Origin of the sequence: Desulfofundulus sp. TPOSR (assembly GCF_011393055.1) — a bacterium.
Classification (GTDB): Bacteria; Bacillota; Desulfotomaculia; order Desulfotomaculales; family Desulfovirgulaceae; genus Desulfofundulus; species Desulfofundulus kuznetsovii.
On sequence record NZ_JAAOEF010000001.1, the window covers coordinates 1,413,220 to 1,425,624 of the forward strand.

Below are 12,405 nucleotides of genomic sequence, written 5' to 3' on the forward strand. Positions count from 1 at the left end.
CGCTCCGGGTAGTTATGTGTATAGTATCCGTTAAGGATTTTGAAAATGTTTCACGTGTTACATGACGGTGAAACAACAATACGGAGGTAAGGTATGGATGATTTTAAACTCGGCTTTTTGCTCGGACTGCTGGTGGGAGAGGGCCATTTTGGCGGTGACGGCAGGCAACCACAGATAACACTGCGCATGCATGCGCGGCACCGTCGCCTTTTTGAGTGGCTGACTCAGAACGTTCCGGGCTCGCGCCTGTACGGCCCGTATACCCATGGCGGCCGTAACTACTACCAGTGGATGCTCAGGGGCGAAAGCTTGAGAAAAATATTACCCCTTCTTGATGCGCTCCCAATTGCTGAAATTTCTCCAGTTACCTATGCCCGTTATGAGAAGATGAAGGCGGATTACGGCCTTTCCAGTGAGCGAAAAAGTTCAATTTAACAAGCATTTTACGTTTGATTACCACCGAATCTAAATATACTCAGATCTATGGGCAACAGGTCCAGGATACAAAAAAGGTGGTGGTAACCCCATGATTTTTGCCGACCGTGTTGACGCGGGCAAAAGGCTGGCCAGGGAACTGGCAGGCGTCTTCAAGCAGAACGGGGTGGTGCTGGCCATACCCAGGGGAGGGGTGGTGGTGGGGGCGGAAATCGCCCGGGCACTGGGCATGCCCATCGACGTGATTATCCCGAGAAAAATTGGGGCGCCGCACAATCCAGAGGTGGCCATCGGTGCAGTGACGCAGGACGGAACAACCTTTTTCAATCATTCACTGTTCGCTTTTCTGGGGTTGGAAGAAAAAGATCTGACCGGGCTCGTGGAAGAACAGAAAAAGGAAATAAAAAGGCGGATGATCCTGTACCGGGGCCGGGAGGAATACCCGGATTACAGCGGGCGGTGCATTATCGTTGTTGACGACGGCATTGCCACCGGCTACACGGTGCTGGCCGCCCTGCGCTGGACCCGGCAAAAATTTAAGCCCCAGAAACTCATTTTGGCCGTTCCGGTGGCGCCGCGCGATACCCTGGACCGTCTGGAAGAAGAGGTGGACCAGCTGGTGGTGCTGGAAACCCCGGACGATTTTTACGCCGTGGGACAATTCTACCGGGATTTCAGCCAGACCACCGACCAGGAAGTGATTCAAATACTAAAAGAAAGAACGGCGCAACAGGCGTAAAATATTCAGCTCTCCGCCTTCGCCCTGCGAGCAAGACAAATATTCAGGAGAAACGCCCCGCCAACTGCAAAGGCACGACGTTGTCCAAAGGGGGCGATTTTGCGGAGTGCCGGTTATATTACCCGGTAACCCAAACCGGGCAAGGAAGGCGAAAGACGGGAACATCACGGCGAAGTGAGTTAAAAAAGCACCTCCCGGTCATACTAACAGGGAACGGGAGGTGCTTTAATGTGGCAAAAAAAATTGCCGTGGAAGAAAATTTGACGGGGTTGAGGGAGCTCCTGCGAAAGCAGGGTTATACGGTGGTAAACCCCGGCGGAGATGAAAATGTCCTGGCCATGGTGATTACGGGGCTGGACAACAACACCATGAACATGCAGGACATTACCACCAAGGTACCGGTGATTGATGCGGCCGGGAAAACACCGGATCAGGTCTTAGCACGCATCAAAGAACTGGAATGAAACAAGAAACCCGGGTTCAAATTTCCCGGGTTTCCCTTTTGGAACAGAGGGCTATGGTATGCAGTACCCCCTGGGCGATAACTTCGGCCATACGCATAACCAGGTTCAACCTGGTGTTCTGCAGGACCAGGTACTCCATGAAACCGCCCACGTTAACAATGCCCGTGATGTGAATCTCGCCAACCGGGGGCAGCCTTTTGTTTACGCCGGCTCCCGGATGCAGGGCGCCATCTCCGATGGTAACAAAGCCGACGCTGTCCATACTGCCCAGTGAGGCATCCACTGCGATCACCAGGGGATTCTGGTGCACCCGGTAGATTTCTTCCAGCTTTTCCTGCAAGTTGCTGGCATGAACAGGCTGGTCCAGGGTACCGTAGACGGCGAAAAGATCCTGGTTGCTGGAGGCCAGCCTGGTGCCTACCAGCGGGCCAAGACAGTCGCCGGTGGACCGGTCGGTTCCAATGCACAACAGAACCAGGGGCTGGCCGGACAGTGCGCCGTATCGTTCCAGGCGGGTAAAAAGATCGTAGCCAAATTTTTTGGCCGCCATGGGGTCCTCTATATGAAACCTTGTCTTTCCGCCAGCCATGAAATCTTGAATTTCCTGGGCCTTGTCAATCATCTTGGATTCCCCCTGATTTACCAATAACTAGTATATTTATTCCCCCCCGGGCCCGGAATTATTCCTGGAAAGTTGATTTTTGGTCAACCTGTCACCCCCGCTGCATAGGAATGAAAAAGGGGGTGGTGGACTTGCCTGGTAGCGGTTGGTTCCGGCAATGGTTTCAGGTTAGCGCCCTTTATGTCGGCACGGTGATTGGAGCCGGGTTCGCCTCCGGCCAGGAGATCATGCAGTTCTTTATTATTTTTGGAGAAAAAGGGCTCTGGGGCGTCACCATGGCCACGCTGCTCTTTGGCGTACTGGGGTTTTTATTAATGGCCTTCACTACGGCAGTCAGATGCAGCAGCTATGTAGAACTGCTCCCGCTCTTGATGGGTCACAGGCTGGCCCGGTTGGTGGACTGGCTGAGCCTGGCCATGCTGCCGGGAGGACTGGTCGTAATGCTGGCGGGCAGCGGTGCCTTATTCCATGAACAATTCGGTCTGCCTACGGAAGCGGGAACACTGCTGGCCGGGCTGATCACGTCTCTGGTCATTTTAGGCGGGCTGGAAGGGGTACTCTTATCCAACATGATCCTGGTGCCGGTAAAAGTATGCATTATCGCCCTGGTTTGCCTCCTGGCCGTCATTCACCACGGCGGGTGGCCCGAAATTACGCAGGCAGGCCAGCCACTGACAGGCACGGACCGGCACTGGCTCTGGTCCAGCGTGCTTTACGTTTCCTACAACATGGTCGTACCGCTGACTGTATTGTCTTCCCTGGGGCGCAGCGTGGAACAAAGGCCGGGGGCTTTGGGCGGATTTACCGGAGGGATAGCCCTGGGTACCACGGCTGTCCTGGTTACCCTGGCGGGGCTGATTTTTTATCCCCAGATAACTCGCTACCAGGTGCCGCTTTTATGCATTGCCGGCTGCCTGGGGGAAGGCTGGCGGCACGGGTTGGGGATGTTGATCTGGCTGGCCATTTTAACCACTACTATTGCGGACGCCCATGGTTTTGCCAGCCGCCTGGCTCCCGGCGGAGGCATGCCCTACCGCCTGGTGGGACTGGGGACTATTTTGATCTCCCTTCCCCTGGCCAGGATGGATTTTACCCGGCTGGTGCAATTACTTTATCCGCTGTTTGGTTACGCCGGCCTGGTGATCATGGCCGGCCTCTTAATCACGCCCTTCCGGTTAAAGTTGATCCTCAGGGATTGGAAATAGGAAGGAATCAGGCCACTGATGCGAGAAAAGAGATCTTCAAAAGGGAAAAGGCAACAAAGAAAGGGCGGTCTGGTTGATTGAACTGGCTAGATTTATTCCTGCTATGGATAATTGGCTGGTCCACATGGCGGGGTATGCAAACCGGGCTGGTGGCCGGCCTTGCCCGGCTGTGCGGCCTGCTGGTGGGCCTGGTTCTGGCCAGGGAATTTCAAGCTCCCCTGGCGGCATATATCAGACGGCAATGGCCCCTGGAGCAATGGCTTAATTCCTGGATTACCTCCCCTGCCGTTGGTTTGGCTCCTGGGCCCCTGCAGGGATGGAACCGGTATCTGGCCCAGGGCCTGCTTGAAGTACTGTCATTTGTGGTCATTCTGCTGGTTGTGGCCCGCTTGATCGGATGGCTGGGACAACTACTGGCCGGGGCAGCCAGGTTCAGCTTTCTCGGCCCCGTGGACCGCGCCGGCGGACTGGTCCTGGGCATTGTCCGGGGGGTAGTGGCAGCGGCCATATTGTTGGCCGTGCTCTTTGCCGTGAAGAATGCGGCCGGATCCTGGCTTCCCGGCGAGCCCATGCCCTGGCTTGCCCGGGCAGTGGAGGGTTCCCGCCTGACCCAATTGCTGCATCCCGTTGTTGAGGCGTTGCAACAGCTCGTCCCTGTTCTCGTAAGTCGCTACACTAAAAACGGCACATGAAATGCAAAATTGCCGTCAGCGGGGAAATAATACCCTCGGCTGGATTACATGATAAGGGGAGTGAAAAAATGACCCAGAACATGGGGAATCAATCCGGCACCACGCCGGTTTGGGCAAAGCTGAATGGCCCGGAGCAGGAGGCAGTGATGAAACTGGCGGAAGAGTACCGGCAGTTCATCTCCGCGGCCAAGACGGAACGGGAAACCATAGACCTGGCAGTTGCAACCGCCGGGGATAAGGGATTTGTTCCGCTGGAACAAAGGAGCGCCCTGCAACCGGGGGATCGGGTCTTTGCCACCTGGCGGGGCAAGTGCATGGCCATGGCTGTAATAGGCAGCGAACCCCTGGAAAAGGGCGTGAACGTTGTGGCCGCCCACGGGGACAGCCCCCGCCTGGATTTAAAACCCCGGCCGCTTTACGAGGAGGCGGACCTGGCCCTGTTCAAAACCCACTATTACGGAGGAATTAAAAAATACCACTGGGTGGGCATTCCCCTGGCCCTGCACGGGGTGGTGGTAAAGGAAGACGGGCAGGTGCTTAAGCTGGTCATCGGGGAAAGGGCAACGGACCCCGTCTTCACCATAGCCGACCTGCTCCCACACCTGGCCAGGGAGCAGATGGAGAAAAAAATGGGTGAAGGGATCAGCGGTGAGGGATTGAGCCTTCTGGTGGGCGGTTTCCCGGTAGCAACCGGGGAAGCGAAGGAAAAAATTAAGCAGACCTTGCTCGATTACCTGAAACGGGAATACGGGTTGCAGGAAGAAGATTTTATCAGCGCGGAAATTGAGGCCGTGCCGGCCTGGCCGGCCCGGGACGTTGGTCTGGACGGAAGCATGATTGGGGCCTACGGCCAGGATGACCGGGTGAGCGTATTTACCACCTTGAAGGCCATAGTGGACTTGCCGGCCCCGTCGCGGACGGCGGTGGCCCTTTTCGTAGATAAAGAGGAAATTGGCAGTGTGGGCAACACCGGGATGTACTCGGCCTTTTTTACCAATTTTATGGCCGAGCTGGCCGGCCGGATTGCTCCCCGGTACAATGAACTGGTTCTGCGGCGGATCCTGGCCAACTCCCGGGCCCTTTCGGCCGATGTGAATGCCGGGCTTGACCCCAATTATCCCGAGGTGATGGATAAACTGAATGCCGCCCGGTTGGGGCACGGCGTGGTTTTGACCAAGTACACTGGCTCCGGGGGTAAAAAGGGGGCCAGCGACGCCCACGCAGAGTTTATGAGCCTGGTACGCCGCCTGTTTAACCGGCATGGCGTGGCCTGGCAGAGCGGCCTTTTAGGAAAAGTAGATCAAGGGGGTGGCGGTACCATTGCCTATCTGCTGGCCGCACACGGCATGGATGTGGTGGACTGCGGGGTTCCCCTTTTGGGTATGCATTCCCCCTTTGAGGTGGCCCACAAGGTGGACATTTACATGGCTTACCGGGGATACCGGGCCTTCTTTGAGGGCTAGAGACGGAGGGTTGAGCTGATGGAAGGCATTCGGGAATCTGCGCTAATGCAGGTGGCCGTGGCCCAGCTGATGGCCGTCGATTGGAGCAAAGTTTTCGGTACGGGAATAAAGATTCTGCTCATCCTCGTGCTGGCATTTATAGTCATGCGCCTGGGCGACGCGGCGGTAGAACGTTTTTTCAACAACTGGAACAAGCTCGGCCCGGTTGACGGCAGGCGGGCGCAGACTCTGCGCACCCTGCTGAAAAGCGGGTTGCGTTACACCATCTACTTTATCGTCATGGTCACCATCCTCAACTTATTTGGGGTGCGGGTGGAAGCCATCCTGGCCGGGGCCGGCGTGGTGGGCCTGGCGGTGGGTTTTGGTGCCCAAAACCTTGTCCGCGACGTGATTACGGGCTTTTTTCTTTTGCTGGAGGACCAGTTTGCCGTGGGCGACTACATTACCGCATCCGGGGTAAGCGGCACGGTGGAAGAGATGGGGCTGCGGGTGACCCGCCTGCGGGATTTCGGTGGGGAACTGCACATCATCCCCAACGGCCAGATTACCCAGGTAACCAATCACAGCCGGGGCAATATGCGGGCCCTGGTGGAAGTGGGCGTTGCTTACGAGGAAAACCTGGACCGCGTTACGGCTGTGCTGCAACAGGTCTGCGAGCAGACCGCCCGGGACATGGCCGGTATCATAGCCGAAGGCCCCCACGTGCTGGGGGTGGTAAATTTCGGTCAATCGGATGTGGTGATCAGGATCATTGCCTACACCAAACCCATGCAGCAATGGTATGTGGAGCGGGAGCTGCGGCGCCGGATCAAAGAAGCCTTTGACCGGGAAGGCATCGAAATACCTTATCCCAGGCGGGTGGTGCTGAGCATGAGCGGAGGTGCAAGGAGTGATCAGGTATCAGGTTGGTGATGTGGTAAGAACGCGCAAGCCCCATCCCTGCGGGGGTGACCAATGGGAAGTGATGCGCACCGGGATTGATTTTCGCATCAGGTGTTTAACCTGCGGCCGGGTGGTCATGATTCCCCGGCCCAAATTTGAAAAAAGCGTGCGGGCCATTGTGCGCTCCAATGATAGCGATAACCAGACAGATAAATGATGTTGCACAACGTCCATGGCACGGCGGCGGTCGCTCCTTCAGGAGGACCGCCGCCATCTTCTACTCAACAGGAATGCTATGGTTGGCATCGATCAGAAAGCCCTGCAAGAAGAAGCACGGTACAATGGTAAATATATGCTGAGCACAAACTCCCAAGACGAAGTAGCCCTGGCATTTAAAGCTGTCCCCCCTGACAAAATTTAAATTCCTGATCAGGTAAACATTTTATATTTTACCACATATTATTATAACAGGTCTACAAAGTTACTTTTGGAAGGGGGGAACAAAATGGATTGGGGAAAAGATATCATAAAAGATGGGGGAAAAGAAAAAGAAAAAGAATGTAACTGCTGCATTAAAATCGAAGACTCCATCGTGATTATCATTTGTGGCGAAGACGATATCCACCAGTTATGCGACAGTCTTAAGCAGGTTGCTGAACTGAAAAACAACGACATAACCAAGAAGGAAGAAGCGAATGCCTAATGACCAGGTCGTTTGATTAACTGAATTTGATACGTATCCGGCTTTCGCTTTCCAGGGCTTCACCAACTTACCGGCAGTAGAATAGAGCAGCAAAAGATTTAATTAGGCTTGGCTTCTTTCCTTTCCTTTCCTTTCCTTTCCTTTCCTTTCCTTTCCTTTCCTCCTTCCCCTGTCCTATGACAGGGGTTCTTTCTTGTGCGCCCGGCATGGGCGTTAACTTGGTGGTGAAAGTCCACTGCAGGCGAGGCAGCACGAGTCTGCTAGCCAAAGGCAAGGGTGTCCATCGCGAGGTGGAATCGGATCGGTGCGCCGGCGGCAAAGCCACGGCCCGATGAACAAGAACCCCATAAGAGGCTAGACCGTTCGGATGAGCTGGCACTACACAGCGAAATCCCAGGCTGCCAAGGGACGGTAGAGTAGATGGGGCGGGCGCGGGGTGAAGAGAGGCCTGCCGGATAAGCCAGGCAAAGCTGGTAACCCGTGTCGGGAGGCACGGCTGAACCGGCAGGAGTCAGCAGAGGGCATAGTACCCTGGGGGTCATGAACTCCAGGGGAAGGCCCGAACATCAAGTCAGAGGTGAGACCGATGCGTTCGCGAGAAGGGCGAAGACAGCAGAAAACCCCGGAAGGGGCCTGCCCGCGGGAGGAAGTGGTGAAGCCACGGGGGACCGCGGGAGGGCCGAGTCCTTCTCCGGCACAAGGCGGGACGGCACCTCGCGGGGAAAAGACAAGCGGCCTGATGGAGCAGGTGGTGGCCAGGGAGAACATGCTGGCCGCCCTGAAGCGGGTAGAGCGAAACGGAGGCGCGCCAGGCGTAGATGGCATCCCGACCGAACGGCTTCGGGACCAAATCCGTGCCGAATGGCCGCGCATCCGGGAGGAACTGCTCACAGGTACCTATAGACCGATGCCCGTGCGCCGGGTCGAAATCCCGAAACCCGGGGGAGGCAAACGGCTATTAGGGATACCTACCGCAATGGACCGCCTGATCCAGCAGGCGCTCCTGCAAGTATTGACGCCCATTTTCGACCCGCAATTCTCAGAGGCCAGCTACGGGTTTCGGCCCGGAAGGAGAGCCCATGACGCGGTAAGGAAAGCGCGTCAATACGTGGAAGAAGGATACGAATGGGCCGTGGACCTGGACATAGAGAAATTCTTTGACCGGGTAAACCACGACATTCTCATGGCCCGGGTGGCCCGAAAAGTGACGGATAAGAGGGTACTTATACTTATCCGCCGCTATCTTACCGCAGGCGTCATGGTAAACGGTGTGGTCATGGAAACGGCGGAAGGGACGCCGCAGGGTGGACCTTTAAGCCCGCTCCTGGCTAACATTCTGCTGGACGACCTGGACAAAGAACTGGAGAAGAGGGTTCACAAGTTTGTCCGCTATGCTGACGACTGTGCGCCACGAAGGCGCAGGGCTAGCTAAGAGCCCGAACGCTGTGCTTAACCGCCAGATGAGGGAAGGCCCCTCGGAGCCGCCATACAGGTGGAGGCTCCAAACCACCGTAAGCTGCTGTGGTCAAAAGCCATGGTGGTGAGCGTTACGGAAAAGGCGAAGCAAGACTTCGTCAGGTGTGTACCAACGGAGACGAACACCCGTGAACCGCTGTAGAAGTGTCGAAAGCGTAGGGACGCCATCAAAACCGGGGGGTAGTCGTTAACCCGGGATGAATCTGGAGGAAACCTGTTTACCGTCCAGGTGGTGGCCGGCATGAAGGCGGCGTGAACGTGGTACAGGCTGCGGTTAAGAACGTGGGAACCTGCCCCCCGATGCCAAGGAAAAACTCCAAGCGGAGGACCCGCAAGGACGAAAGTACCGATGCGGAGGGCAGGGGCGGAACAGCTCGTAGTAGTAATGAAGCTCTGTAACGGGAGTGGAGCGAAGGGGCTGTGTTATCCAGTTTTGAACAATGGTCAACCGCAAGGGAGGAGCCAATGGACAAAACAAAGCCGTATGAAATCTCCAAGCACGTAGTGCTGGAGGCGTTCCAACGAGTAAAAGCGAACAAAGGAGCGGCTGGAATAGACGACGAAAGCCTGGAAGCGTTCGAGGCGAACTTAAAGAACAATCTCTACAAGATCTGGAACCGAATGTCTTCCGGCAGCTATTTCCCCCCACCTGTCAAAGCAGTGGAAATTCCAAAGAAAAACGGGGGGAAACGTATACTTGGAGTGCCCACTGTGGCAGACCGGGTAGCACAAATGGTTGTCAAAATCTATTTCGAGCCGACCGTGGAACCCCACTTTCACCCGGATTCCTGCGGATACCGGCCGGGAAAGTCGGCCGCCGACGCGCTTGCCGTTACGCGGAAGCGCTGCTGGCGGTATGACTGGGTGCTGGAATTCGACATCAAGGGTCTATTTGACAACATTGACCACGAACTGTTGATGAAGGCGGTCCGCAAACACACTGACAATCCATGGGTCATCCTCTACATCCAGAGGTGGCTCAAGGCTCCTTTTCAGATGCCCGATGGCACGATTAAGGAGCGGACGAAAGGTACCCCGCAGGGAGGCGTCATCAGCCCGGTGCTGGCCAATCTGTTTCTCCACTACGCATTTGACGTGTGGATGGCCCGGAATCACCCCGACAAGCCTTTTGCCCGCTATGCCGACGATGCTGTGGCGCACTGCCGCAGCAAGAAGGAGGCGGAAAAGCTCTGCGAAAGCTTGCAGAAGCGGCTTGCGGAATGTGGCCTGGAACTCCATCCGGAGAAGACCCGCATCGTTTACTGCAAGGATGACGACCGGCGAGGCGACTACCCGGAAACCAAGTTCGACTTTCTGGGCTACACCTTCCGGCCGCGGCGGTCCAAGAACAAGCACGGAAAGTACTTCATCAACTTCACCCCGGCAGTCAGCAACAAGGCGAAAAAGGCCATGCGGCAGACCATCCGGGGGTGGCGTATGCATCTAAAACCGGACAAAACCCTTGAAGACCTGTCCCGAATGTTCAACCCAATCATCAGGGGCTGGGTCAACTACTATGGGCGCTTTTACAAATCGGAACTGTATTCCGTACTCAGGCACATGAACCGGGCCTTGGTCCGCTGGGTCCAACGGAAGTACCGGAAATTCGCCAGACACAAGCGGCGAGCGGAGCATTGGCTCGGCAAGATTGCCAGGCGAGACCCGAAACTATTCGTCCACTGGCAAATGGGGATTTATCCTGCGGCTGGATGATGGGAGCCGGATGAGCCGAGAGGTTCACGTCCGGTTCTGAGAGGGCCTCGGGGTGAAACTCCTCGGGGCTACTCACCGTAACATTTACGTCAGAAGCAAGCGGGCGGGACAAAGGGTCATGGTCAGTATCCGTAAGTTTCTGCAGGAGCGGTTGAAGCTCAAAATCAACGAACAGAAGAGCGCGGTAGACCGGCCGTGGAAACTGAAATTCCTGGGGTTTAGCATGTACAAAGCCAAAGCAGGGCGAATCCTTATCCGCCTGGCACCGCAAACCATCAAACGGGTGAAGATGAAAATTCGGGAGATAACCTCCCGGAATAAGCCCGTAAGCATGGCTGAGCGCATAGAGCGGCTAAACGCCTACCTGGGCGGGTGGATGGGCTACTTTGCTCTGGCTGAAACGCCCAGCATTTTCAAGAACCTGGAAGGCTGGATGCGGAGGAGGCTGCGCATGTGCCTCTGGAAGCAGTGGAAGCGAGTGCGGACAAGGTACCGCGAGCTGCGTGCACTGGGACTGCCTGAATGGGTGGTACATGAATTCGCCAACGCTCGCAGAGGGCCGTGGCGGATGGCCCACGGGCCAATGAACAGAGCCCTGGGCAATGCCTACTGGCAGTCCCAGGGCCTGATGAGCTTAACCGAACGCTATGCTTATCTTCGTCAAGCTTGGTGAACCGCCGGACGCGGACCCGCATGTCCGATAGTCTAGATGGCCCGAATCACAAAATTTCGAGTCCTTGCTTGCGCAGATAGCCTTTGACGGCGTTACGGTCTGGGAAGTGCTCCTTGACGATCTCGAGGTGCTCAAGGATAAGGTAACGGCCGTGTCCGGTTACCCTGGCCATGAGATCTACGGGCAGATCGTAGAGATAGAGGACCAGTACGGACTGGAACACCTTGAGGTAAGCATCTACGGCTTCCGGAGTGTGGTGGGTCAGGCGGGCGATATCCCTGGTCAAGTGGCCCTGGACGGAGAGAGTGATAATAATATGCTTGTGGGTCATGGCTGTGCCCGCGTCAAGAATAGTTCCCGGCGTTGGGAGAATGACTTGATTAAGCTGCATGTAGTTTTGCATCAGCATCTGAACTACCGAGTAGGAGCGAAGGAAGAGTAGCTGTAAGTCAACCTGGGGGAGTAGCGCTCCCTGCAGGTAAGCTTCCGTACATACCCGAGCCACTTGCTCCATGTGCAGCTCGTTGAGTGCCTTCAAGTCCCGAATGGGACGGGTCCGCTCCTCTTGGGTGGACAATGTGAGGACAACAGGGACGAGGATGCGACGGGCAAACTGAAGGCCGGGAGGTTTGTGCTTCTTGGCGCTGAGGGCCAGCCAGACGGCTTGTCCGGGTTTGAGCTCGGAACGCAGGGGACAATATGCCTCTCGCTGGGCCGCCAGAAAGTCAAGCATAGCGTTGGCCCGGGCGGTTCCAACTCCGGCTTCACCAGTGAGGAATTCCAGGAGCGGTTTCCGCACGGCGGACGGGACCGATACCTCACCAGGATTGGGGCGGTGAATCGGCCTGACTCGAATCTGGCGGGGGTCGATGAGCCGGGCGCTGTCTGGCATACGCATTCGTTTGCAGCCACCTGGCTCCCACCTTGGCAGGAGAGCTCGGGGATTGACGAGCCGCCACACGTCTTCCAGGCCACTCTGCGGGTCCACCTGCCTCAATACATCCAGCGTCGCTTGTTCGACCCGGGTCTTATGGCGGATAAACGCCCGATCCTCGGCTAAGTGTTTGGCCCATTCCGGTTTCAGCAATGGGAGAGCAACCTGCCGACCGCGGTACTCAACGAGCAATTCACCGGGTTTGACCCGTTGGACCCCGTGCTCGGTCTCGAAAGCGTCCATGGCCGCATTGAAGCGTTCTACAAGGGTCTCGGCAAGCCAGGACTCATTGGCCAGGTCAAAGCGAAGAGCGACTTCCAGTTTCTGCGCGGTGACCAAATCCTTGTCCAGAAGGGTTTTGTAAATTCGTGGACCCTTCCGCGACTTTTCCAAATATTCCGCCC

At 56.3% G+C, this 12,405-nt stretch carries 13 protein-coding genes and 1 pseudogene; 12 read left to right on the forward strand and 2 right to left on the reverse strand.

The window, feature by feature from the left end; all coding sequences use genetic code 11:
* The first annotated feature begins 93 nt into the window (after positions 1 to 93).
* From G7K71_RS06985 to G7K71_RS20025, 3 genes are all read left to right on the forward strand, one after another.
* Positions 94 to 435 carry a hypothetical protein gene (locus G7K71_RS06985; RefSeq protein WP_166344517.1) on the forward strand — a complete coding sequence of 114 codons (342 nt, stop codon included), beginning with the start codon at positions 94 to 96 and terminating at the stop codon, positions 433 to 435.
* 91 nt (positions 436 to 526) lie between these two features.
* The gene (locus G7K71_RS06990; RefSeq protein WP_207712687.1) at positions 527 to 1,174 is read left to right on the forward strand and encodes a phosphoribosyltransferase; all 648 of its coding nucleotides are present in this window, start codon (positions 527 to 529) and stop codon (positions 1,172 to 1,174) included.
* A gap of 230 nt (positions 1,175 to 1,404) precedes the next feature.
* On the forward strand, positions 1,405 to 1,638 hold the full coding sequence (locus G7K71_RS20025; RefSeq protein WP_166344519.1) for a YkuS family protein: 234 nt from the start codon (positions 1,405 to 1,407) through the stop codon (positions 1,636 to 1,638).
* 16 nt (positions 1,639 to 1,654) lie between these two features.
* Here G7K71_RS20025 and yyaC read toward each other — a convergent pair whose 3' ends face one another.
* Entirely contained in the window at positions 1,655 to 2,260 is a 606-nt protein-coding gene (yyaC, locus tag G7K71_RS07000) for a spore protease YyaC (protein ID WP_166344521.1), read from the reverse strand.
* A gap of 125 nt (positions 2,261 to 2,385) precedes the next feature.
* Here yyaC and G7K71_RS07005 point away from each other — a divergent pair, with 125 nt between their 5' ends.
* The 9 genes and pseudogenes from G7K71_RS07005 (at position 2,386) to G7K71_RS20030 (ending at position 11,067) form a co-directional block, all read left to right on the forward strand.
* A complete protein-coding gene (locus G7K71_RS07005) occupies positions 2,386 to 3,465 on the forward strand; it encodes a hypothetical protein (protein WP_313884901.1) in 1,080 nt (359 codons plus the stop codon).
* A gap of 77 nt (positions 3,466 to 3,542) precedes the next feature.
* Positions 3,543 to 4,157, forward strand: coding sequence for a CvpA family protein (locus G7K71_RS07010; RefSeq protein ID WP_166344525.1), 615 nt, complete (start codon positions 3,543 to 3,545; stop codon positions 4,155 to 4,157).
* Between the two features lie 68 nt (positions 4,158 to 4,225).
* On the forward strand, positions 4,226 to 5,620 hold the full coding sequence (locus G7K71_RS07015) for an aminopeptidase (protein ID WP_166344527.1): 1,395 nt from the start codon (positions 4,226 to 4,228) through the stop codon (positions 5,618 to 5,620).
* Between the two features lie 18 nt (positions 5,621 to 5,638).
* Entirely contained in the window at positions 5,639 to 6,532 is an 894-nt protein-coding gene (locus G7K71_RS07020) for a mechanosensitive ion channel family protein (protein ID WP_279286279.1), read from the forward strand.
* Positions 6,510 to 6,719, forward strand: coding sequence for a DUF951 domain-containing protein (locus G7K71_RS07025; protein WP_166344529.1), 210 nt, complete (start codon positions 6,510 to 6,512; stop codon positions 6,717 to 6,719). Before G7K71_RS07020 ends, G7K71_RS07025 begins: the two co-directional genes overlap by 23 nt.
* A 288-nt stretch (positions 6,720 to 7,007) precedes the next feature.
* Entirely contained in the window at positions 7,008 to 7,205 is a 198-nt protein-coding gene (locus tag G7K71_RS07030; protein ID WP_166344531.1) for a hypothetical protein, read from the forward strand.
* Between the two features lie 739 nt (positions 7,206 to 7,944).
* Positions 7,945 to 8,610: pseudogene (ltrA, locus tag G7K71_RS07035) on the forward strand (group II intron reverse transcriptase/maturase); the annotation flags it as partial.
* A 536-nt stretch (positions 8,611 to 9,146) separates the two neighbouring features.
* Positions 9,147 to 10,394, forward strand: coding sequence for a group II intron reverse transcriptase/maturase (ltrA, locus tag G7K71_RS07040; RefSeq protein ID WP_166344533.1), 1,248 nt, complete (start codon positions 9,147 to 9,149; stop codon positions 10,392 to 10,394).
* Between the two features lie 52 nt (positions 10,395 to 10,446).
* Positions 10,447 to 11,067 (forward strand): group II intron maturase-specific domain-containing protein, encoded by a 621-nt coding sequence (locus G7K71_RS20030; protein WP_395858255.1) that lies wholly within the window; start codon positions 10,447 to 10,449, stop codon positions 11,065 to 11,067.
* Positions 11,068 to 11,113: 46 nt separating this feature from the next.
* On the opposite strand, the gene G7K71_RS07050 is transcribed toward G7K71_RS20030, so the two are convergent.
* Complete coding sequence (locus G7K71_RS07050) at positions 11,114 to 12,394, reverse strand: DUF1670 domain-containing protein (protein WP_166344535.1); 1,281 nt, start codon at positions 12,392 to 12,394, stop codon at positions 11,114 to 11,116.
* Between the last annotated feature and the right edge of the window lie 11 nt (positions 12,395 to 12,405).